This window comes from Methylosoma difficile (assembly GCF_054657615.1).
This window is the reverse complement of the sequence record NZ_BAAHYJ010000003.1, coordinates 151,482-174,898: the sequence shown is the minus strand read 5'-3', so window position 1 is coordinate 174,898 and position 23,417 is coordinate 151,482. Positions and strand designations below refer to the sequence as shown.

The 23,417-nt window shown below is 49.8% G+C and carries 21 protein-coding genes; 4 read left to right on the top strand and 17 right to left on the bottom strand.

From position 1 onward, the window contains the following. Nucleotides 1-104: 104 nt before the first annotated feature. The 3 genes from lolD to fur are packed head-to-tail and all read right to left on the bottom strand — an operon-like array spanning nucleotide 105 to nucleotide 2,465. Nucleotides 105-785: a lipoprotein-releasing ABC transporter ATP-binding protein LolD gene (gene lolD / locus ACYQ1O_RS10360; protein ID WP_459991609.1), complete on the bottom strand. Its 681-nt coding sequence runs from the start codon at nucleotides 783-785 to the stop codon at nucleotides 105-107. Then, entirely contained in the window at nucleotides 778-2,025 is a 1,248-nt protein-coding gene (locus tag ACYQ1O_RS10355) for a lipoprotein-releasing ABC transporter permease subunit (RefSeq protein ID WP_459991608.1), read from the bottom strand. Before ACYQ1O_RS10355 ends, lolD begins: the two co-directional genes overlap by 8 nt. Nucleotides 2,026-2,048: 23 nt before the next feature. Further along, nucleotides 2,049-2,465: a ferric iron uptake transcriptional regulator gene (gene fur, locus ACYQ1O_RS10350; RefSeq protein ID WP_459991607.1), complete on the bottom strand. Its 417-nt coding sequence runs from the start codon at nucleotides 2,463-2,465 to the stop codon at nucleotides 2,049-2,051. A gap of 138 nt (nucleotides 2,466-2,603) precedes the next feature. Between fur and ACYQ1O_RS10345 the strand changes: the two genes are divergently transcribed. Beyond that, entirely contained in the window at nucleotides 2,604-3,152 is a 549-nt protein-coding gene (locus tag ACYQ1O_RS10345; RefSeq protein WP_459991606.1) for an outer membrane protein assembly factor BamE, read from the top strand. A gap of 79 nt (nucleotides 3,153-3,231) precedes the next feature. Here ACYQ1O_RS10345 and ACYQ1O_RS10340 read toward each other — a convergent pair whose 3' ends face one another. The 3 genes from ACYQ1O_RS10340 to ACYQ1O_RS10330 are packed head-to-tail and all read right to left on the bottom strand — an operon-like array spanning nucleotide 3,232 to nucleotide 5,289. Then, nucleotides 3,232-3,504, bottom strand: a complete 273-nt coding sequence (locus ACYQ1O_RS10340; protein ID WP_459991605.1) for an RnfH family protein — start codon at nucleotides 3,502-3,504, stop codon at nucleotides 3,232-3,234. Further along, nucleotides 3,491-3,928: a type II toxin-antitoxin system RatA family toxin gene (locus tag ACYQ1O_RS10335; protein ID WP_459991604.1), complete on the bottom strand. Its 438-nt coding sequence runs from the start codon at nucleotides 3,926-3,928 to the stop codon at nucleotides 3,491-3,493. The genes ACYQ1O_RS10340 and ACYQ1O_RS10335 overlap by 14 nt, the downstream gene beginning before the upstream one ends. Before the next feature lie 2 nt (nucleotides 3,929-3,930). Then, a complete protein-coding gene (locus ACYQ1O_RS10330) occupies nucleotides 3,931-5,289 on the bottom strand; it encodes a sodium-dependent transporter (protein WP_459991603.1) in 1,359 nt (452 codons plus the stop codon). A 170-nt stretch (nucleotides 5,290-5,459) separates the two neighbouring features. Between ACYQ1O_RS10330 and smpB the strand changes: the two genes are divergently transcribed. Further along, nucleotides 5,460-5,945, top strand: coding sequence for an SsrA-binding protein SmpB (smpB, locus tag ACYQ1O_RS10325; protein WP_459991602.1), 486 nt, complete (start codon nucleotides 5,460-5,462; stop codon nucleotides 5,943-5,945). 54 nt (nucleotides 5,946-5,999) lie between these two features. Continuing rightward, complete coding sequence (locus tag ACYQ1O_RS10320) at nucleotides 6,000-6,353, top strand: HopJ type III effector protein (protein WP_459991601.1); 354 nt, start codon at nucleotides 6,000-6,002, stop codon at nucleotides 6,351-6,353. 224 nt (nucleotides 6,354-6,577) lie between these two features. Here the strand turns inward: ACYQ1O_RS10320 and ACYQ1O_RS10315 are convergent, their stop codons facing one another. Next, nucleotides 6,578-7,282, bottom strand: a complete 705-nt coding sequence (locus tag ACYQ1O_RS10315; RefSeq protein WP_459991600.1) for a urate hydroxylase PuuD — start codon at nucleotides 7,280-7,282, stop codon at nucleotides 6,578-6,580. Between the two features lie 255 nt (nucleotides 7,283-7,537). Beyond that, nucleotides 7,538-10,351, bottom strand: a complete 2,814-nt coding sequence (locus ACYQ1O_RS10310; RefSeq protein WP_459991599.1) for a hypothetical protein — start codon at nucleotides 10,349-10,351, stop codon at nucleotides 7,538-7,540. 207 nt (nucleotides 10,352-10,558) lie between these two features. Here ACYQ1O_RS10310 and ACYQ1O_RS10305 point away from each other — a divergent pair, with 207 nt between their 5' ends. Then, the gene (locus tag ACYQ1O_RS10305; RefSeq protein WP_459991598.1) at nucleotides 10,559-11,971 is read left to right on the top strand and encodes a C13 family peptidase; all 1,413 of its coding nucleotides are present in this window, start codon (nucleotides 10,559-10,561) and stop codon (nucleotides 11,969-11,971) included. A gap of 2 nt (nucleotides 11,972-11,973) precedes the next feature. Here ACYQ1O_RS10305 and ACYQ1O_RS10300 read toward each other — a convergent pair whose 3' ends face one another. From ACYQ1O_RS10300 to ACYQ1O_RS10260, 9 genes are all read right to left on the bottom strand, one after another. Continuing rightward, the gene (locus ACYQ1O_RS10300; RefSeq protein WP_459991597.1) at nucleotides 11,974-12,939 is read right to left on the bottom strand and encodes a mitochondrial fission ELM1 family protein; all 966 of its coding nucleotides are present in this window, start codon (nucleotides 12,937-12,939) and stop codon (nucleotides 11,974-11,976) included. Nucleotides 12,940-13,265: 326 nt separating this feature from the next. Next, nucleotides 13,266-15,251 (bottom strand): hypothetical protein, encoded by a 1,986-nt coding sequence (locus ACYQ1O_RS10295; RefSeq protein WP_459991596.1) that lies wholly within the window; start codon nucleotides 15,249-15,251, stop codon nucleotides 13,266-13,268. Nucleotides 15,252-15,392: 141 nt separating this feature from the next. Continuing rightward, complete coding sequence (gene folK / locus ACYQ1O_RS10290) at nucleotides 15,393-15,911, bottom strand: 2-amino-4-hydroxy-6-hydroxymethyldihydropteridine diphosphokinase (protein ID WP_459991595.1); 519 nt, start codon at nucleotides 15,909-15,911, stop codon at nucleotides 15,393-15,395. After that, a complete protein-coding gene (gene folB / locus ACYQ1O_RS10285) occupies nucleotides 15,908-16,267 on the bottom strand; it encodes a dihydroneopterin aldolase (RefSeq protein WP_459991594.1) in 360 nt (119 codons plus the stop codon). The genes folK and folB overlap by 4 nt, the downstream gene beginning before the upstream one ends. Nucleotides 16,268-16,419: 152 nt before the next feature. After that, nucleotides 16,420-16,629, bottom strand: coding sequence for a cold-shock protein (locus ACYQ1O_RS10280; RefSeq protein WP_459991593.1), 210 nt, complete (start codon nucleotides 16,627-16,629; stop codon nucleotides 16,420-16,422). Nucleotides 16,630-16,851: 222 nt separating this feature from the next. After that, nucleotides 16,852-17,634, bottom strand: a complete 783-nt coding sequence (gene eutC / locus ACYQ1O_RS10275; protein WP_459991592.1) for an ethanolamine ammonia-lyase subunit EutC — start codon at nucleotides 17,632-17,634, stop codon at nucleotides 16,852-16,854. A gap of 137 nt (nucleotides 17,635-17,771) precedes the next feature. Beyond that, nucleotides 17,772-18,368 carry a VPLPA-CTERM sorting domain-containing protein gene (locus ACYQ1O_RS10270; protein ID WP_459991591.1) on the bottom strand — a complete coding sequence of 199 codons (597 nt, stop codon included), beginning with the start codon at nucleotides 18,366-18,368 and terminating at the stop codon, nucleotides 17,772-17,774. A gap of 187 nt (nucleotides 18,369-18,555) precedes the next feature. Continuing rightward, nucleotides 18,556-19,944 carry an ethanolamine ammonia-lyase subunit EutB gene (locus ACYQ1O_RS10265; RefSeq protein WP_459991590.1) on the bottom strand — a complete coding sequence of 463 codons (1,389 nt, stop codon included), beginning with the start codon at nucleotides 19,942-19,944 and terminating at the stop codon, nucleotides 18,556-18,558. Nucleotides 19,945-20,047: 103 nt separating this feature from the next. Then, a complete protein-coding gene (locus ACYQ1O_RS10260) occupies nucleotides 20,048-23,284 on the bottom strand; it encodes a beta strand repeat-containing protein (RefSeq protein ID WP_459991589.1) in 3,237 nt (1,078 codons plus the stop codon). Between the last annotated feature and the right edge of the window lie 133 nt (nucleotides 23,285-23,417).

Below are 23,417 nucleotides of genomic sequence, written 5' to 3'. Positions count from 1 at the left end.
TCATCCAGTACCAAACCGCCACCCAATCCCGAAAATCTTTGGCGTAAAACCAAAGCTACCCAGCTTTTACCCCTCAATAGTCAATCCGCAATCACAGCCACTTCTTAAGGCTTAATCACGCCATCTTCCATATGCAGCACTTTGCCTAGCTTAGAGGCCAAGTCGTGGTCGTGGGTGACGACTAGGAAGCTGACGTTCAGTTCTTGGTTTAGCTCCAGCATCAGCTCATAGACTTGGTTGGCGGTTTTGCTGTCCAGATTGCCGGTCGGTTCGTCGGCTAAGACAACACTGGGTTTGTTGATTAACGCCCGCGCGACAGCGGCACGTTGCCTTTCGCCGCCGGACAGTTCGCCAGGTTTGTGTTCGACGCGATGCCCCAAACCCACCCTGGTCAATAAGGCCGATGCCCGTTGGCGCGCTTCGGGTACGCTGAAGCCGCCAATCAGCAAGGGCATGGCGACATTTTCCAGTACGGTAAATTCGCCCAGCAAGTGGTGCGATTGGTAGATAAAACCGAGCGATCGGTTGCGTAATTTCGCCAGTTTGCTGCCGCTGACTTCGTTGAGGTTGACACCATCCAACACCACAGAGCCGCTGCTGGCCTTGTCCAAGCCGCCCAACAAATGCAACAAGGTGCTTTTACCGGAACCGGATGCGCCCATGATGGCAACGCGTTCACCGGCATGGATTTGCAAATCGACGCCTTTCAGCACTTCGACATGCAGGCCGCCTTGGTCGTAGCGTTTGCTTAAGTTTTGGCATTGCAAAATGATAGGGTTATTCATAACGCAAAACCTCCGCCGGATTGACTTTGCTGGCCTGCCAAGCGGGGTACAAGGTGGCGAGCAGCGATAATAAAAAGGCCATGCCGGCAATGGCGTACACGTCGCCCCAGACCAGTTTGGAGGGCACTTGGTTGATGTAATAAACATCCGCCGCCATGAATTGCACGTTGAACATTTTTTCGATAGCCGGAACAATGGTTTCGATATTTAAGGCCAAAGCCACACCGCCCACCGTGCCTAAAGCCGTGCCGAACAAGCCGATCACCGTACCTAGCACAATAAAGATGCCCATCACCGAGCCAGACGTTAAGCCTTGGGTTTTAAGGATGGCAATGTCGCCGCGCTTGTCGGTCACCACCATGACCAAAGTGGAAACAATGTTGAATGCCGCCACGGCAACAATCAGCAGCAATATGATGAACATCACGCGTTTTTCGGTTTGTACGGCGCGGAAGAAGTTGCTGTGGGCTTGTGTCCAATCGCTGACGATATAGTCTTGGTACAACTTTTTCCCCATGCTGCGGGTGATTTGCGGGGCGTCGAACAAATCGTCCAATTTGATCCGCAGTGCCGACACGGCAGTGTCCAAACGGAACAACTTAGCGGCATCGTCCATATGGATTAAGGCCATGTTGCGGTCGTATTCGTACATACCGACTTGAAACGTGCCGACGACGGTAAAGCGGCGCATTCTGGGAACGATTCCGGCAGGCGTGGAGTTGACCTGCGGGCTGATGACGGTGATTTTATCGCCCACGATCACGCCTAAGTAGTTAGCCAATTCTTGGCCCAAAACAATGCCGTATTCGCCAGCCACCAAGTTTGACAACTTGCCTTCGCGCATCTTTTGCCCGACATCGGAGACCTTGCCTTCCGCTTCCGGCAAAATGCCGTTCAGCATGGTGCCGCTGACGCGCCGGTCGGCGTTAATCATGACTTGTCCGCTGATGAACGGGGCTGAACCTTCAACGTGCGGGTAATCTTTAATCTGTTGTTCCAATGCTTGCCAATCATCAAGCTGCCCTGCCCTACCGGTGACAGTGGCGTGGGCGGTCATGCCCAAAATGCGTTCGCGCAATTCCGCCTCGAAGCCGTTCATAACCGACAACACGGCGATCAGGGCGGTCACGCCCAAGGCAATGCCCAATACGGACGTTAAGGTGATAAAGGAAATAAATTGCGTACGGCGTTTGGCCCGCGTGTAGCGCAAGCCGATATAAAGGATGAGTGGTTTAAACATGAAGTCCTAAAGGGTGTGGGGAATCAAGATTTACGGCAGTTGGGGCAGTAGCCATAGAGATACAAACCGTGGTCGGTTAGTTCATAACCCAGTCCATCGGCAATTTGTTTTTGCCGTGCTTCGATGATTTCATCGGTAAATTCGTCGACCTTACCGCATTTCATGCACAGAATGTGGTCGTGGTGGTCGCCTTTGGACAATTCGAACACCGAGTTGCCGCCTTCAAAGTGGTGGCGTGTCACCAAGCCCGCCGCTTCAAACTGGGTCAGTACGCGGTAAACGGTTGCCAAACCAATTTCTTCGTCTTCGCTCAGTAAAATCTTATAGACTTTTTCAGCAGTTAAATGCCGTTCATTGACCTGTTTTTCTAAAATCTCTAAGATTTTGACCCTTGGCAAAGTCACCTTAAGGCCCGCATTTCTTAAATCATGGGATTCCATTATCTCTCTCCGGTAGCACGCACTCTAGGCGCGGTATCAGCCACATTGTAGCCTTTTTAGCCAGCAAGGGCATGACTTTATAGGATTATCAAGCGACATCCTGTATGATTTTCCATTTTGAATTCCACCTCGGCCTCAATGAGAACACCGCTTTTGTCCATACCATTCCTACATCGGCACACAACAACTTGTTTATTAGCCAGCCTGACCTTATGCACCACCGTTGGTTGTTCAACCATTCTTGACAACTTGCCGGGCATTTACCGGATCGACATACAACAAGGCAATATCGTTGACCAAGCGATGGTAGACCAACTACGCCCGCACATGAGCAAACGCCAAGTGCTGTTTATTATGGGTTCGCCCATGCTGAAAGAGCCTTTCAGTGAAAAACGTTGGGATTACCTTTACTACAACAAAGCCAGCGGCAAAGATTTGGAACAGAAAAAACTTTATTTGTTTTTTGAAAATGACCAAGTCGTTGGAATACAAGGCGATTTTAAACCGGGATCAGGTGCTGCCAGCAAACCGGCACCGGAGCTGACTGTCAATGTACCGAAGCGAGATTTGGAACGGACCTTGTGGGAAAAACTGACCGGCATCTTTGATTATGATGACGAAGAGTTGGATAAAAAAGCCGCAGCAGCACGGACGTCGACGGATAATATCTTTAAGAAATCGAAATAAAGCCGTTGCTTGTGTTTGTGGCGGCACCCCCTCCACAAACACAAATGACAGAAGCGGCGACAAACATCGCCTGAAAGGCTTATTTCTTCGCTGCCCTTTGCCGCCTGGCTTCTTTGGGGTCGTTGTGCAAAGGCCGGTAAATCTCCACCCTATCCCCTGCTTTTAAAGCCTGCTGCAAAGGGCAAGCTTGGGCAAAAATCCCTACCGTCAATTCACTGCCAGCCAGCTCAGGAAATTGCGCCAACACGCCCGATGCGGCAATGGCATCGGCAACCGTCGCGCCTTCTGGCACGGAAAGGGCCAACAAAAACTGTTGCTCCGGTTTGGCGTAGGCGACTTCAACTGCCAGCATAAACTTCTTTGGCGCGGCTAGTGAATGAGCTGACCATGGTGTTGCAAATCTGGTTAAACACCGCGCCAAATGCCAAGCTAGCCAGCTTGCTGGACATTTCAAACTCCAAATCTAAAGTGATTTTGCTGGCATCTTCGCGTAGCGGCATAAAATTCCACACACCTTCCAGATGCGAAAACGGCCCATCCAGTAGCGATACGGTAATTTTGCCGCCCCAATCAATGCGGTTGCGGGTGGAAAACGATTTTTTGAAGCCGCCTTTGTTGATCTGCAATTCCGCTTCAACAAAATCATCACCACGGGCAATGATGCGGCTACCGCTGCACCACGGCAGAAACTGTGGATACGCTTCAATATCATTTACCAATTCAAACATTTGCAGCGCGGAAAACTTAACCAGAGCGCTTTTCTGGACGAGGGTCATAATTACAGCACTCCAACAACGTGCAAAAACACAAAAAAGATAGCCGCCGGCGCAATGTAGCGGATCAAAACGCGCCAAGCCTGATAATGCAAAGGATTGCCCATTGCCAGCTCTTGTTCGCTGTGTTTTTGCAACATCATCCAACCGGCAAAAATGGCGATACAGAAACCACCAATTGGCAGCATTAAATTAGCGGTCAGATAATCCAGCAAATCGTAAAACGTTTTGCCAAACAAGGTGACATCGGAACCGATGTTAAACGAGAACACCGAGCCAAAACCCAGCACCCAAGTGGCGGCACCCGCATAAAAACAGGCTTGGTTGCGTGCCATGTTTTTGTTTTCAACCAGCCACGAAACCGCCGGTTCAATCAAGGCAATCGATGAGGATAACGCGGCAAACACCAGCATGATAAAAAACAAGGTTCCGAACAACCAACCGCCGGGCATATTGCCAAAGGCGATCGGTAAACTTTCAAAAATCAAGCCTGGACCCGAATCCAGTGGCAAGCCGCTACTGAACACAATCGGAAAAATGGCAATGCCCGCCAATAAGGCCACCACTGTATCGGCGACGGCAATAATGGCGGTGGTTTCTAAAATGGAGACATTTTTCGGCAAATACGCGCCATAAACCATGACCGCGCCCATGCCGATACCCAAGGAGAAAAACGCTTGCCCTAAGGCGATCAGCACGGAATTGCCGGTCAGCTTGCTAAAGTCAAAATTGAATAAAAAGTGCAGGCCTTTAAAGTAGCTGTCCGTTGACATGGCGTAACCCACCAACAAAATCAACATGACAAACAGGCTGGGAATCAAAAAACGGATGGATTGTTCAAAACCCTTGCTAATGCCACGGGCAACGATCAGCAAGGTGGCAAACATAAAAAAGGTATGCCAGAACATCAACTCGCCTGGGCTGGCAATAAAGTTGACGAACAGGCTTTTTGCACCCGTCGCATTAATGTCAAAAAAACTGCCGGTGAAAGATTTGACCACGTAAGCACAAGCCCAACCGGCGATGACACTGTAATACGACAAAATCAGCATACCGGCAATCACACCCATCCAGCCCAGATAATGCCAATGTTCATCGGCGGCGGCTTCTTTAGTGAGGATTTGCATGGTGTTGATGGGATTCTCGCGGCTCCGTCTGCCAAACATTGTTTCCGCCATCATCACCGGAATGCCCACCAAGGCCACGCACAGCAGATAGACAATCACAAAGGCACCACCACCGTTTTCGCCAGTGATGTAAGGGAATTTCCAAATATTACCAAGACCGACCGCCGAACCTGTGGCGGCAAGGATAAACGCGGTGCGCGATGACCATTCGCCGTGAACTGATTTTTTTGTATCCATGAATTAAGGTGCCTTTATAAACTCAACGGTTATAAATTGCCCTTAACCTGCTTGATTGTTGTGGTGTTCAGCGACGGTTAAGGGGTGCTTTTCTGACTGCTTGGGGTAAATATCGAGTAAAATAACAAAATTATTACGTTCCGTCAGTTTAAAGTTGCAAGCAGTCCATCATGGCCGAGAAAAAAAACCAAAAGCACAAAAATAGTCAAAACAGCACCATAGCTGTCAACCGCCAGGCAAAGCACGAATATTTTATTGAAGAGCGTTTCGAGGCGGGCTTGGTGTTGGAAGGCTGGGAAGTCAAAAGCCTAAGGGCAGGACGGGTACAGCTGAAAGAAAGCTATGTGGTCATCAAACGTGGCGAAGCGTGGCTGTCGGGCGCGCATATTTCCGCCTTGTTGTCGGCATCCACACACATCAAACCCGAAGCCGTGCGCCAAAAGAAGTTACTGCTTAACCGCCACGAGCTGAACAAATTGATCGGTGCGGTCGAACGTAAGGGCTACACCATCATGCCTTTATCCATGTATTGGAAGGCAGGCCGCGCCAAATTGGAAATCGGCTTGGCAAAAGGCAAGCAATTGCACGACAAGCGCGCCGCATCAAAAGACAAAGATTGGGAGCGTGAACGCGCCCGCATTATGAAAAAAGGCTAATCGCCTGTTGTTAAACCTTTCCGCACTTGAGCGGTTATTTTTGGAAACCCACGCATGTCGTTAAACGAATTTTTAGAACAAGCAAAATCACTGCAACCTATCAGCTTTAATGAAACCATTGCCGTCATTATGGACAATTACAGCTACACGCCCAGCGAATTCAGCAATGGCCTGGGCGACAGCCCGTTAATCAATGCCGCCGGAACCAACGAAGGGTCTTGTAAGATTTTTGCCTTTGCAAAACTGCAGGGTTTAGACGCGCAACAAACGCTAAACCTGTTTGGCGATTTCTATCGGCTGGATGTCTTTAATGACCCTGACGGCTCAGGCCACCAAAACATCAGGAATTTCATGCGCTTTGGTTGGGAAGGGATTCATTTTGCCAGCCCTGCATTGCAAGCAAAATAATTTTTATAGAAGCGTAGATAACTCCAACTACAGTCAGGTTAGCGTAGGTGCGAATTTATTCGCACAGAAGCCTTTCATGCGAATAAATTCGCACCTACATAAAGATGCGCCGATTGCCCTGAACCTATCAGCCCATCCGACAAAATGACTGGTTTAGCTTATACCCAGACTGAAGCGTAGCAACTGGAGTACAAAATTAGTTTGCACTCCAGCCAAAGCAAAGCTTACGCGTTCAGCAAATCCAAAATCAAAAACAACACCACGGTCAACCCTAAGCCGCAATGGATAACCCCCTTAATGCTGGTGTAAGGGCCCATTTTTCCGGCAGGCGGCAGTTTTTTGACTTGCTCGATATGTTTGATGGCAGGATACGCACCGTTATATTCCAACACCAAAACCACCAAAACCGCCAAGATAAAAGCAAACGGATGGAAAGGATGCGGATAATGCGCTGAAGCGCCCATAAAAAACAGCATGGGGATCGAAAACAAAGCATTGGTGCGCGATGCCAAACCCGCTGTTGCCAAAGCCGCCGCCGCTTCGGGCAGCGCATCGCCGCCATTCGCCACTTGTGTTGCGGAAGCGATGACGATTTGTTGGTTGGGCCAGATAATCAGCCAAACATTGGTAAACATGATGATGGCAATCAGCGCACCCAAGTAAATATCCATCGACATGCCCGCACCGCGCAGCGCGAAAATACCAAGACCTGTCACCAATGTAACCACAGCCCCCCAGCGGAACCACCACAACGCACGGGGTGCCAATTTTTGCAGCGCATCGGTTTTGGCGAATGCATCCGCTTCTTTGAAGTATTCGGTTTGCACAAAATTGAAATAGTACAGCATGCCAATCCAAACGATGCCACCCATGAAATGCCCCCACCTCAACAGCATTTCCAAACCGATACTGGTTGTTAAAATACCCATATTCACCTCTATTTTTTTATTTGTAATGTGAAAGTTGACGCTTAAGGCAGGCTCGCAAAGCAAACCGGACAAGCACCATAACAGATTGTCTTTTAAGCACTTATTGAACACCTAGCCAAACTGCCCAAGCCGCTTTAGGATGCGCGAAATGTCTGCTAACGTCCAGCTTTTCCTTATGTTTTTTATAAAAAAGCCGCGCAGGTTTGGCAACCTGCGCGGCTGGATCAACAAGGCCTGCAGCCGTAGCTGCGTGCTTTAAACAACAACAAAATCGTCGGATGTCAGCTTAAGGCCTGCCCCCAAAACCGCAATTTTTACCGCGCTACCCGCACCATTGCCATCGGCATCATAAAGCAACACACCCGAATGGCTGTCATAGATGATAAAGTCGTTGCCATCCGTTGCCGCGCCCACCTTAAAATAACCCGCCGACAAAACGCCGGTGCTGGTTAGCCGGGTAAATACACTGCTTGCCAGTTGGATGGTGTCATCCGCCACAGAGAAATCCGTCAGGATGTCGACGTTGTCCGTTAAGGCCATATTAAACCGGAAAATATCTTCTCCCGCTCCGCCGGTCAATAGGTCGTTGCCAACGCCGCCCAAAATAGTGTCATTACCGGCAGCACCATCAATGACATCATCGCCCCGACCGCCTAATAAGACATTGCCTTTGTCATTACCTGTTATGGCGTTATTTAAACGATTGCCGGTGCCGCTTATTTTTGCAGCCCCCGTTAAGGTTAGATTTTCAACATTAGCGCCCAAAGTGTAGGCAATTGTACTGTTTACGGTATCAATTTCGGTGGCAAGTAAAGACGTTTCAAGCACCACATCGCCCGTATTATCGACCACATAACGGTCATTACCTAAACCACCCTCCATCATGTCCGCGCCTGTGCCGCCGTTGATGTCATCATCGCCTGCCAACCCTTGAATGACATCGTTACCTGCCAATCCCGCAAAGCTATCATTACCCGTCGTACCGATCAGCGTGTCGTTGCCACTTGACTCGGTAACGCCGCCCTGTTTGATGACGATGTCCAACGTTTTGCTATCGCTGCGGGTAGCATCGGACACCCACACGGTAAAACTTTCAGAAACATCCGCCGATAAGGCTTCGATAGCTTTGTCTTTGGCAACAAACTGGTAAGCGCCGGTGGCTTTGTCGACGATCAGCGTGCCATACAACCCCACCAAGCTGACCAATCCGTTACCGTTATCGACGCCATTGGCAATACCGTATGTCAGCACCGTGCTATCCAAATCGCTGGCTTGCAAAAAACCCGTTACAGTTGCAAAGTTGTCGTCAAAAGGTGTGTCGGTCAAGACCACATCGTCAGGTGTTTGTAAGACGGGCGCATAGCCAAGCTTTATGGTGACCAAAGTTGATCCGAAGGCCGAACCCTCCCCACCGTCGCCTTGCCCGCCCGTATTGCCATCACTGAATTTCCAATCAATTTGGATACTATCCGCCACACCGCCCGCATTGCTGTATGCAATAGCTGACAAGGCATTATTTACCAAAGCTTGGGTGGCATTGCTATTGAACGTAAGCGTCAAGGCACCGTTGTTTTGTCTGACCATACCAATGTCAATGCCTGACCAGAGCAGATGCCCATCACTAAAACTTAATGCGCCATTGGCAGAAAAAACGTCCAAAGGATTAGCGCCGCCGTGACGGGCCATCGTAACCGATGCCCCCTCATAATGGCCTTGCTTGGACAGCTCGAAATCATAAACCTTTACAGATGAATCCAGCACCACCGGCACATCTTGCGTAAAGCATTCCACAGCCGAATCAAGCGTGCTGTTGCCGCCAAAAGTGAGGTCAAGACTGCCATCATTATTGTAACGAGCCAGGGCAAACTGACTGGCGGGATAAGCACCACTTCCGCCCGCCACCACAATTTTGCCATCCGCTTGGACGCTTACGGAATATCCCACATCGGATGACCCCAAATCTGTCCTGACAATCCCGTCACCGCCAAAACTGGCATCTAATGAACCATCCGTGTTGTAGCGGACAATGACAAAATCAACTTCCCCGCCGACTCCTTCATTTTTGATAAACCCCGTAGCCAAGACTTTGCCGTCGTTTTGTAATGTGACAGAAAAAGGTTCGCCATTTTTGTCGGAAAAACCGGTGACCACTTTGCCATCACCACCAAAACTATTGTCCAAAGAACCGTCGCTGTTATAGCGCAACAAGCCAAAAGCAAGATAATCAATGCTATTGGGGTTTTGTACGCGCCCAATCACGATAAACTTGCCGTCTGCTTGAAAAACGACATCTTGTTCCAACGTAGTCAAACCTACCCCCGCCGAAGTGACAACAATGCCATTCTTGCCAAAACTGCTGTCCGCAGAACCGTTGGCGTTATAACGGGCTAGCAAAAACTTCTTTACACCTTCCGTTTGCGTATAACCAAAAACCAGAATTTTGTCATCGGCTACTTCAGTAATAGAGAGCGCAACAGCAAGATCACCGATTGCAGTTGTCACCTTGCCATCGCCGCCAAAACTGGCATCCAAAGAACCGTCCGTGTTGTAGCGGGCAATTTCAAGCTGCCCGAAGCTATAAAGACCAAAGTCATAACCAGCAACTAAGATCTTGCCATCGGTCTGCACGGCAAGACTACTGACCAGCTCCCTCGAGCCTGAAAAGTCGGTTGTCACGATGCCATCACCCCCAAAACCGGCGTCCAATGCACCGTTGCTTAAATAGCGGATGAGGCAAAAATCGCTGCTGCCATCATTATATTTGGCATAACCCGCCACAAGAATTTTGCCATTGGCTTGTAACGCAGCATCGGAGACATAAATGCCCACCCCTTCGCCAAGGCTTGTAACCACTTTTCCTTCTAAACCAAAGTTGGCATCCAAAACGCCATTCGCATTGTAGCGGGTCAAAGCGACGCTATTCTCGCCGCCACTTTCCAAACTTTTGCCAATAGCGAGAATTTTGCCATTGGCCAGTACAAACGAATCTGTTGCGTAACTGTATGACGCCAATGAAGTGGTGACAAAACCGTTGCCACGGCTAAAACTAGGGGTGGTGTTAATGGACATCGTAATCTCCAAATAAAAAAATAATCGCGTGCAGATAAAGTGCGCCGTTTGTAGCACGCGCCTTATCCAAAACCTAGGTCGTTTTTCACATTTCTAAAAATAAAATTCCCCTACACTATCTACTCAACCTATAGCGTGGCTGGCAACACCCACATTTTCACTATACTAAAGACCATTCCAATCCCCACTAGCAACACGGCAACCATCATGGGCAATTTTTTCTACCCGTTTAAAAACAATCTGGGCGCAGGTTTGCGGCTTTGTTTTTTTCTACCGTGCGAACTCAACCGCTTTGTCATCACAAGTGAACAATGGCTGGCTTTGTTGCTGCTCGACTTTTTACTAAACCTTGGCTTTGGGTATTGGCTGGTTTTACCTGATCCCACATTTGACAAATATGCCTTGCCGAATTTTTGCCTAAACCATGTTCTGTATTTATTGGTGATCTTTCTGCTTTGCAAACTTTGGCGCAGGCCGCAGCTATTTTTGCCGCTGATGGTGGTTTCCATCAGCCTAACGCCGGTAACTACTTTATTGGTTTACCTAGAACGCTACTTTCAGCTGAGCGACGAAAACGCATCATCATTCCAGCAGGCCAGCGCACTGGTCATCGTCGGCTACAACTTAGTGCTGCTCTGGCGGTTGTATTATTTGGCATCGGGACGGCTAAAAGGCTTTGCCAGCCTATTGCTGGTGACGGTGTTTGGTGCGAGCAGTTTGCAATACGCCTATTATGGCGATCCGCAAAACTTTTGGATTAATGATGCCTTAGAAAAACAAGAAGATGCGGAAAATGAAGCGTTTTGGAAACCCTATCGGGACATGGATGCCGAACAGCTGATGTATGCGCAACCCGCTCTGCTGAACGATGCCTTACAAAACTTAAAATCCGGCAGCCAGCAACAGACGGATCTCTTTTTTATCGGCTTTGCACCTTATGCCACCGAAAATGTGTTTTCCAAAGAAATTGTCTTTGCCAAACACCTGTTCGACCAACGCTTTGGTAGCCAAAACCATTCGCTCAATTTGGTTAACCACCTCGACACCCGCAACCAACAGCCGCTGGCGAACAGCACCAATCTAAAAACGGCACTTAAGCAGGTGGGCAGTTTGATGTCGGAAGAAGATGTGCTGGTTTTGTATCTGACCAGCCACGGCTCGCACGACCATAAACTGACCGTGGACTTTTGGCCTCTCGCGCTGAATGACCTGACACCTGAACAGCTTCGGGCCATGCTGGATGATGCCAAGATCAAATGGCGGGTGATTATTGTCTCGGCCTGCTATTCCGGCGGTTTTATCAAAGCCTTGGAAAACGAACAGACGCTGGTTGCCACTGCCGCTTCCGCCGACAGGACTTCGTTCGGCTGCGGTAGCCAATCGGAATTTACTTACTTTGGCGAAGCCATCTTTAAAGACCAGCTTGATAAGGAAACCGATTTTGTCAAAGCCATCGAACAAGCCAGAACAGCAATCGCCGCGCGTGAAAAACGCGAAAAGATAGACGCGTCGTTGCCGCAATTATCGGTAGGCAATGCCATAAAAATCAAACTGGCGGACTTATCTGCACAATTGCAGGAAAGCGAATGTAGGGCTAAAGCGGAGGATAAAAACTGTTAGGTTTAGCAGATGCTGGTTGCCGCTAAGCGTTGGCGGATGGCATCAGCCAACGCGCCAGTCGGATCGGGTGGCGTATAACGCCAAGGTGTAAATGGCTCTGACAACAGTTTTGCCGCGCCGTACTCCAGCAACCGCCCGACAATTTCACGGTGGAAACATTCGGTCGCCGACTCGCTTAAATCAACCAACAACGGCTTACCGGTAAACGCCGCTTCCGAACACATCGACAAGGAATCGCCGGTCACAATAAAGACATCCGCGTTGGCAAGCAGGGCATGATAAAAGTCGCCAGGGGCTTGTTGCCAATCAAAAAACTGGTGCGGCACATCCGCCAAGCCTACCAACAAGGCGTCCAAGGCTTCGGGGGGCGTGCGGCGGCTATTGGTGACCATCACATACGCCGACAATTGGGTGCTAATGCCAACAACGCGTTGCGCCAATTGCTGCGCGTGTTCAACGGTAAAGCCTTGGCAATAGCGGGTATTGCCGCCCACCAACAAAGCAATCATCGGTTTGGGCAAATGCTTAAAATAGCTAGCGTGTTGTTGAGCGGCGTTTTCCAAGCTTTGGTGCGTCAACAAATGCGGCACACCGGTCAGGGTGATGATGTTATCGCCAGACAATTGTGGTGAAGCGACCAGATCATAATCGGCAAGACGCGGGTGGCGTTGTTCGGGCAAGATGGAAGCCAGATAGACATTGAACAGACGCCCATCAAATACGGCGCGTAGATCGGCAATTTCTGCGGTGGTTTCTTCGCCGGTACCGCTGATAACCAACAACGGTGGCGAGCCATCGGTTTGTGCGTAACGGTTTTGCAGATTTTGTTGGTAGCGGGTGTTGTCGCCATTAGGCAGTGGAATACATTCGTAGCCGTAACCTAGGCGCTCAGCCAAACCAATGCGGGCATGCAGCTCGCCGGTATAAGTGCTGTCCACCACCCATACCAGTGGTTTTTTTGGGTTCATCTGGACATCCCAGCTAAGCCACCAATAATCGCAAGGAAAATTGCGTGGGCAATGAGCTTATTCATAAAGGTTTGAGGGCTTAATAGTAGAAAACTCGAAGTGGTTAACGCCATAGAGTTAGCCACTACTAGCAATATTAAAGCCACTTTACCTGAAAATTACCACGAGGCAAACGAAACCCTCTGGGAACGTCTATTTTGCAAGCACCAAGGCCAAGCAATGGCTGCTTGGCCTTGGTACGTCACATCTCTCTTATAGTTATTATAATGCCGCCTTCTCAGGCTGCTCGCTAGAGCGAGCCTGAATTGTCAAACTAAGCGGTTAAATTACTGGCGGTTTTGGTTAAAAATGTCATCGATATAGCCTTGATGGCCTGCCGATGCGGCATTTTTATAAACGTTACGGTAGTAACGCATATCGCGGGCATCGCCAGAATTGACCACGCTATCGTTAAGGAACAGCGAGATGACCGCACCTTTATAGTTGAACCACAAGACATCGTCGCCATCGGCACGGGTATCATGCAGATCCCAGAAAGTACGGGCAACCCAGGTTTCATTTTCCCAACCGTTTGTACAGCTAGGCGGAGCAGTGCGTTGCTCGGCGTCAAAGCTTAGCGCCCATTGTCCGACGTTGAAACTGCCATCCGCTTGGTTACGGTCAGGATAACCCACCCAAGCCGCCATAAAGTTGGCGAAGCCTTCACCCAACGCCAAACCCAAACGTGTAGGGTAACAGCCACTTAATGTATGAGATCCGCCAGAACCGGCAGCACGTTTGCCGCCCCAGAACTTAGCCTGCAAAGCATGGCCCATTTCGTGGTTGACCACGTCACCTTGCACACCGTGCGCAGCAATCAGCCAAATTTGGTCGCCTTCAAAGGTTGCACAACTCCAAGGGTTGTTGCTGCCGTCGCCGCAATCATACCAAGTGTTGGGGAAGAAAAACTTAATGGGGGCAGCAGCAACCGGATCAATACCGGCGTCCCAATATAAACGCGACCACATGGTCATGGCGCTGTTGACCAATTCACCCACGCCATTATAGGTACCGCCGTCGGTATCGACATAACGGTGTCCGGTGTTAAAGCTGGTCGTGGTGACATTCCATGTATCAGACCACCAGTAACGGTTGCCATCTTTGTCTTGAGGTGCGTAATAAGAGTTGTAAGATATGTAGTTGATCCGAGTTGACCCGCCAGTGTAGCCAAGTGTGGCAGGCACACCAATTGTCCAATTTCCATCCGCTTCTACCCAAGCAGAACCCAATCTGACTGCAGGGCTGACGCGCCAAACCTCAACCCGGAAACCAAACGCAGAGTGCAAACTATGGTCAGAAGTCCATTTGGTAGAAAAACGACCGCTGATAGTATGGCTAATTGGAGCCGCAGCAGCGGCCAATAAAGAGAAGGGGGATGTGGTGACGGGGTTTTCAGGATAGCAGATTTGCTGACCATCTTTAGCCGAACCGCGATCAATCGTCGCCCTTAAAGCCGCTTGTAAATCGGCAGTTTTGTCGTAGGCGGTACTGCCTGGAATTGCCAATTTACGTCTGAAAGATTCTAAATTGACAGGCACTGAAGCGGAATCACGGGTATAGCCTAGTGAGCCTTTAATACCAGCTGGCATTGCCAATTTAGGGTTATATGCTTTCTGTGCGCTACCATAAGCTTCCGCATAACTGCTTAGCTTAAAGTTATCTTTGGAAATGGAATAATCGACCGACACCGGCACTCTGGCATTAGGCGGCAAATTGCGGTACTTACGCGCTAACTCGTCCACGCCTAGCTCGGACTTAACATCCTCTTCAGAAAGCTGGTAGACATCCAAATCAATACGCGGGCTATAACCGCCCGTTTCCGCCCTTAAAAAATCCACCTCCAAGGCCAGCAAAGCGCTGGATGTTTCATCTTGTATTAACAGGGCATCGGACTGCGGGCAAACGCGCCAACGTGGGCCTGGGTTTACCCATTTGGTGTCATAGATAGGTGAACTGTCACGGCCTGTCAACAATCTTTCCAAGTTTGTCAAAGGCTTGCCGCTAATTTCAGGATCTTCACCGCAACCTCTCGCCAACACCAACAAGGGTAATTTGTTAGGGTTTTCCCGATCCAGATAAATGCTCAAATTAATATAAACTTGCGAATCCCCACCGCGCGTAAAGCCAGGCTGAATGACGCCCTCTCTGTTAGCGGTATCAGAAAGCCTCCAAGAAATACCTTCAGGTTGGAAAGCATACGTCAACTGGGTCATCGACAACAACGCCGTCGCCAAGGTGACAACGCCCAAACGTTTTGGTTGTTTAGTCTTCATAACAATCTCCACAAAATTAAATAAAGCCCGTACCCACACAAAACATGCCTTGGATACAGAAACACTTTATATCATGAAAACATCACAATCACTAAAAGGCCAAGCCATTTTTGGAGCTAATTAGATACCAAAAAGTACCAACTAGGCAAGCCCATCCTTTGCTGCGCTTGGGGTGGGTAAAAAATCCACCCGCGCTTGCCGCAAGCCATTTTTCGGCATCGCCTGCCACATTTGTGCGTAGCTTTTTTGCAAAACGGGATGGACCAAAAGCGGGGCAATTTCTGCCAGCGGTTCCAACACAAAGGCGTAACGCTCAATATCGGCACGGGGAATTTTCAACCCCTCTTCATTAATGACGGCATCGCCAAACAACAGTAAATCTAAATCTAAAGTACGCGCCGAAAATTTTTGGCTATCTTGGCGGCGCCCGTGGGCGAACTCCAACTGCCGCAATTGCGCGGCAACGATTTTGGCATCGTCGCAAGAATGGAAACCCACCACTAAATTGTAAAAAGCGTCACCAATGAAACCCACCGGATCGGATTCGTAAATACTGGAAATGCTCAGTTCGCCAAATAATGCCTGCAAAGCTTTCAATGCTTGGCGGATATGATGCTCACGGTCGATATTGCTGCCGATGCTGATAAAACCTTGGGTCATTCGGTTTTGTCGCCGCGTTCAATGGTGATGCCAACATCAATCCCTGGACCTATCGCACCTTTTTTGTTGAGCGTGATTTTTACCCATGGCACATTAAATTCATGGCGGATCAGTTCGGCAATTTCGCTGATAAGGCGTTCGACCAGCAAGCATTCGCTGGCTTGGACAAAACTGATGATACGGTCAGAAACTGTTTTGTAATCCAGAGCATATTGGATGTCGTCAGTGCCGGCAGCCTTTTCAATATCAAAAGCCATTTCAATATCCAAAATAATGGTTTGCCGCTGTTGTCGCTCCCATTCGTAAATGCCGATCAGGGTATCGACCTGAAGGCCGCCTAAAAAAATAATATCCATGTTATCCACCACTCGAGGTTAAAGTGCGCTAAGTATCGGGGAAATGCCAAAAGCTGACAAGCTTTGCCGCCCCTTTACAAAATTTTAGGCAATAAAAAACCCTCCGTCAGTGTCTGGCTAGCCAGCACCAACGGAGGGTTTTAGAAGGTCAATTAGATAACAGTTACGTTTTCTGCTTGAGGGCCTTTTTGGCCTTGAGTAACAGTAAACTGTACATTTTGGCCTTCATCTAAAGATTTGTAGCCGCCTGAATTGTTGATGTTTCTGAAATGAACAAAAACGTCTGGGCCAGATTTTTGTTCGATAAAACCAAAACCTTTTTCAGAGTTAAACCATTTAACGACGCCGGTAGTTGTAGACATGATAAGTCCTAATAAATTGTAAAGATAAATAAAGCCCTAAGGCTGGTGGAGCTGGTAAAAATGGGAGATTACTTTGAAAAACCGGACGAGAAACAACACAGATACATCGAAATGGTAAACAGAGGGTAAATCTAAATTTTTAAAGCTGGCCTGCAGTATGGGCTTGATACTTTTCGAAGTCAAGGATATTTACAGGAAAAACTTAAATAAAACAATTTTTTATCACTTTAACAAAAAATTGCCTTGGGAAGCTGGAGCGCCCAAGCCTTGCTCGGTCGTTTCATCTTTCAAGCTGACGCCGGACAGTTTTAACTGCTCTGCCCCATCAATTAAATAGAGCAATTTCTGCAAAGCTTGCTGATAACCTAAGCCATTGGCGTGGATATTGGAAATGCAATTGCGGTCGGCATCAGTGCTTATGCCTGACCGGGCTTGGTAAGTAAAATAAATGCCCATACTATCCGGCGAACTTAGGCCAGGGCGTTCGCCAACCAACACAATGCACAAGCGCGCGGCAAACGTTTCGGCGACCGCATCGCCCACCGCCACCCGCCCTTGCTTTACCAAACAAACCGGTGGCAAGCGCAAGTTTTTGGCTTGTAAAGCCGGAATCAATTGGTTCAAAAATGGCTCGGCATGATGGTCAATGGCGGTCGAAGACAAACCATCGGCGACAACAATAACGGCATCAACAGGCACAGCAGGCTGTTTTTGCAACAACGCGAGAGAGGAAGCATTTAATAACCGCCCCAGATCAGGCCGCTGCAAGTACAAACGCTGGTTTTCCGCTTGGCTTTGCAAAACCAATGCAGCCAAACGTCCGCTAAGTCCCGCAAAATCTAAAGGCATATTGACCGCATCGCGCGCCAATGCATGGGCCAGCTGAAAATCCAAACAGGCACGGGTCGGCAAACTGATCCCCGCACGCCCCAAAGCGATTCGTGCGGCGGTAAATGACTTTAAAGACTGCCAATGATCTGGCGTGACGGGTAGATGTTCGCTCATGGTTACTGATTTCCGATAGTTTGTCAGGTTTGTTGTCTGTGCAAATACTAACCATCAAACATTTTCAATTGATGAAAACAAAAACGGCTGCCGCCATTAATAGGTCGGGCAGCCGCCACACTTTAAAAAGCGTGTAATTAAGCGCGACGACGCTTGCCGCCCAAAGCCTTTAAAGTGGCAAAACCGGACAACAGCAACCAAATGCCAGCGGGAATCGGTGTCGCTGTCGGCACAATCTGCCAATTGGCGGCATCACTCATTGCTGACACGTTAGCAAGATCAACGTGTTCGCCACTGCCTTGATAGTAAACAGAATTATTGCCGTACAAGAACCACGAATCAGGACTTGATCCATTACCGCTGTAATCTGTACCCGGATTGTAGTCGATCCAAGTGGTTAACACTGATGACAATATGCCGCTAGCATCAGTCGTGAAATCACCATCGATTGCATCCACGCCATCGCCGCCAAAGGGGGCCAAATAGGTCGTTGATAAGAAGCCATTATTAAAATCAAACTTTACCGACAACAAATCCGCCGCCGTCCATGTTTGGTTCAACAAGCTGGTGCCGCCATTATCGAGCGTCACGGTGATCTTGGCATTATCGCCCGTATTCAAGCCGGCAATGTTAACCAATGCAATGGTATCTTTGTATTGGAAACTAACCGGTGCAGCGTGGGCGGTAGCCGTAAGCATCATGAGTGTTAATGCAGCAAGAGAAGGTTTTAACATGGATAATCCTATTAAAGTAGCGGGAAGATACGGCTAGATTTTTGAAGATGTTGATACTGAATTAAGGCGTAAAACGCGCCTTGGTGAACAAGGTTAGAAGAAATATATAAAAATACTACTAGGAAAAGTCAGGTAATCCGTTTGACAGTCCTCCTACCCCACCCCAAAAACCGCATCGATTTATCCATCAATCGCTTGCCAAGCCTTGCAAAGTCGCCTTAAATAAAGCAGGCATTTCTTTCCGTATCAGTTGGTTATCGCCATCAAACAACTGATGCTGTTGTAGCCATTGTTCAAATTCCGGCGCAGGCCGCAAACCCAGCACTTGCCGCACATATAAGGCATCATGGAAAGAGGTCGATTGGTAATTCAGCATCACATCATCCGCGCCTGGCACACCCATAATAAACGTGCCGCCAGCGACCGCAAATTGCGTCAGCAACATATCCATATCATCTTGATCGGCTTCGGCGTGGTTGGTGTAACAGACATCGCAACCCATCGGCAGGCCGAGTAATTTGCCGCAAAAATGGTCTTCTAGTCCCGCGCGGATGATTTGTTTGCCGTCGTACAAATATTCCGGGCCAATAAAACCCACAACGGTGTTGACCAGCAAGGGTTTAAATTGCCGCGCAACCGCATACGCCCGTGCTTCGCAAGTTTGCTGATCCATGCCTTCGTGGGCGTTGGCGGATAAGGCACTGCCTTGCCCGGTTTCGAAATACATGCAGTTGTCGCCGACTGTGCCGCGTTTCAATGCTAAGGCCATTTCGTGGGCTTCCTGCAACATCGCCAAATTGATGCCGAAACTATCGTTGGCTTTTTGCGTACCAGCTATGGATTGGAACACCAAATCCACAGGTGCACCTTGTTCAATGGCTTTCATGGTGGTGGTGACATGCGCCAACACGCAGGCTTGGGTAGGGATTTGGTAACGCTCGATGACATCGTTGAGTAGATGCAACAAGCGCGTCGTAGCTTCCAGATTGTCGGTAGCGGGATTGATGCCAATGACAGCATCGCCGCAACCATACAGCAAACCATCCAAAATACTGGCGGCGATACCCGCAGGATTATCGGTGGGATGATTGGGTTGTAGGCGGGTTGACAGGCGGTTTGCCAAGCCTATCGTGCCACGGAAGCGAGTGACGACACGGCATTTTTTCGCCACCAAAATCAAATCTTGAATCCGCATGATTTTCGACACCGCCGCGACCATTTCCGGTGTCAAGCCAGCGGCGATAGCAGCCAAGGTCGCGGTATCGGCTTGTTCTGACAATAGCCAATTGCGGAAATCGCCAACGGTCAGATGACTGACGGGCGCAAACGCTTGCGGGTTATGGCTGTCGATAATCAGCCGCGTCACTTCGTCACTTTCGTAAGGTACTAAGGCTTCGGTGAGGAATTGTTTCAGCGGCACATCCGCCAACCGCCATTGCGCCGCCACCCGCTCCAAATTGTTGACCGCCGCCACGCCCGCCAGATAATCGCCGGAACGCGCTGGGGTCGCCTTCGCCATTAGGTTTCGTAGGGTTTTGAAATCGTAGGATTGTTGGGCAAGATGGATTTTGTACATGACAAATAGCGGACGCGTTGAGGAACGCTCAAGATAGCATTTGCTTTTTAGAATCGCCAGCCGATAGGCCGGACATCCGTCCGGCCTATCGGTCTGCTTGGTTTTAAATCACCACAAAATCGGCATTGGTCAAGGCCAAACCAACACCTAAAGTGGCAATTCTTATGGCAACACCGGCACCGTTGCCATCGGCGTCGTAGAACAGGCCGCCGTTGCTGCTGTTATAGCGGACAAAATCGTCACCATCCAAAGCCACTGCGCCTATCACAAAATTGCCAGCCGCCAACGTGCCTGTATTGACCAAAGCCGTAAAAATGGCGTTTTCCAGCTGGATGCTGTCGTCCGCCACATTAAAGTCGCTGATATTATCGATGTTGTCGGTCAAATCGGTGTTAAAGCGGAAAATATCCAACCCTGTGCCACCGCTTAGGCTGTCATTACCCTTACCACCGTTGAGGATGTCATTGCCGCCCGCGCCATTCAGCGTGTCATTACCGCCGCCACCCAGCAAGCTGTTGTCATTGGCATTGCCCAGCAGCGAGTTGTTTAAGGCGTTGCCCGTGCCGTTTATGGCAGATAAGCCCACTAAATTCAGGTTTTCCAGGTTTGCACCCAAGGTATAGCCCACCGTGCTATTCACGGTGTCGATTTCGCTAGCCAATGTGGAGGTTTCCAGCACCAAGTCACCAGCATTATCGACTTGATAGCTATCATTACCCAATCCTCCCACCATTGTATCGGCACCCAAACCGCCATCAATGGCATCATTGCCCGCCAAAGCGTCAAACGTATCGTTACCTGCCGTTCCCAACAGATTGTCATCACCATTGGATTCCGTGACACCACTTTGGTTAACCACAACCGACAAAGTCTGGGTAACGCTGATAGCGCCATCGGAAACGACAACGCTAAAGTTTTCGGTCACATTGCCGGTTAACGCTTCAATGGCGGCATCATTAGCTACAAAGCTATACGCGCCGGTTTGTTTGTTGACGGTCAACACGCCAAAAGTACCCGTTAGGCTGACCAGACCACCACCGATGTCGGTGCCGCCATTGATGCTGTAAGCTAGCGTATCGATAGGATCAATGCCGTTCAAACTAGCCAAAACGCTGGCAAAGCTGTCATTAAATGCCGTATCGGTGTAATTGATGACCGCAGGTGCGCTGAGCACCGGTGTGATGTTAACCGCCGAATCCAACAAAATTTGGGCTTTGGCGGTGTTATGGTTCAGGACAAAATAAACAACGCCCGCTTTATTGACCGTACCGGCAAAAGTCCAGCCGCCCAAGCCTGTAACTGAAAGCCTGTCATCGCTATTGCCATCGACCACCAATTGATGCCTGCGCTCGGGTGAAGCGCCGCCTGCCGCCAAGTTATATGTGCCATCCACCCAACCATTGGCATTGTTGAAACTGTTTAAGCCCGCCATATCCAACACATCTTTGACATTAAGGCTGAGGATATTATTGCCCGTGCCGGTCAAGTCGATACGCTCCACGGCAGCAATCCGTGATCCGCTGCTTGCGCCATTGCCGCCTGAGTTGGCAATGGTGGTCAAATTCAAGTGCATACCGCTATTTGCCAAGACAATGCTGTCAATGCCGCTGCCGCCGTCAATACGCGCCAATTGGGCATTGCTAAGCCCTGTTGATAATTTGGCGATATTGTTGGCAGTCAAGACAAAAGCATCGTCACCCGCGCCGCCGTAAAGCACATCGGTGCCGCCGTTGCCAATCAGCGTATCATTGCCCGCACCGCCCACCAAGGTTTCCGAAGCCGCCGAACCGGTTAAGGTATCGTTGCCACTGCCGCCAAGCTGGTCCACCACAGAACTTGAAAATGCCCCTGCCGTACTGCCAAAAATCACATAACTGCGCCCCGCACCTAAACCCGCCGAGGGGTCTGCACCGAACGCGCCCACCAAAATATCCGCCAAGCCATCGCCGTTAATATCTCCCGCAGCAGACACGCTGCGTCCGCTGGCATCATCGGCACATTCCCCGCTGATGACAAAGCCGCCATTACCCGCCACAACCGCCGATAATTCGACCGCCGCCGTTCCAGTTTTGCCAAACACAACATAACTGCGTCCGGCATTGGTGACGCCAGCGGGATCACTGAACAGCGCGCCGACAATCACATCTGCCAAGCCATCCCCATTGACATCGCCCGCAGCCGACACGCTCGAGCCGCTACGGTCGTCCTGCGCCTGACCATTAATGACAAACCCGCCAACGCCCGCAACAATGGCGGAAAGATTGACCGTCATACCGCTGGTTTTGCCAAACACCACATAGCTGCGACCCGCATCATTGCCGCTTGCCAAATCGCCGCCTATTGCGCCGACCAGCAAATCCGCCAAGCCGTCGCCATTGACATCGCCCGCCGCCGACACGCTAAAGCCACTGTAGTCATAAGGCGCTTGACCATCGATGGCAAAACCGCCCGACCCGTTAGCCACATCAAACAGATTGCTGGGCGAACCGCTGCTTTTGCCAAAGACAATATAAGTGCGACCAGCATTACTAATGCCAATCGTGTCGGAATTTTTGGCACTGACCATCACATCCGACAAGCCATCGCCATTGACATCACCCGCCGCCGCAACGCTAAAGCCTGTCAAATTGCCTAAGCTTTCGCCGTTGATGACAAAACCACCGTTACCCGCTGCGACTGCCGTTAAATTAATAGCCGTGCCGCCGGCTTTGCCAAATACCACATAAGCGCCGCCAACGTCACTGCCTGCTGCGGCATCCCTTAACGGCGCACCGACCAGCAAATCCGCCAAGCCATCGCCGTTAACATCACCCACGCCCGACACGCTAAAAGCGCTTAAATCATTGGCACACTGCCCGACAATGACAAAGCCTCCAGTTCCGCCAGCAATTGCCGACAAGTTGACGGCTGTTGATTGGCTTTTACCAAACACCACATAACTTAACCCCGTATCGGTAGCGCCCGCAGTATCCGCGTAGCAAGCGCCGACAATCAAATCCGCCAAACCATCGCCATTCACATCGCCTGCCGCCGCCACGCTCAGGCCGCTGCGGTCACGGGCGCATTGACCATTGATGACAAAACCGCCCACACCATTGGCAACTGCCGACAAATCAACAGCAATGCCATCGGTTTTACCAAAAACCACATAACTTCTTCCGGCATCAATTCCTGACGCCGGATCGCCATAATCAGCCCCGACAATCAGGTCAGACAAACCATCGCCATTGACATCACCGGCAATGGCGACGTTTAAACCGCTGCGGTCGCCTGCGCTTTGTCCGTTAATAACAAAACCACCGGTACCGGCGGCAATCGTGGAAAGATTGATTTCAGACATGGTCTTTCTCCTTAGGTTGTTTTAGACGTTGCTATTATATTTTTAGGTCATGGATTTGATCGGTATGGCATTATTGATTAGCTGCACATTCAACTTGAAACAACCCACCTGCGCAGGTTGTTTCAAGGTTTAA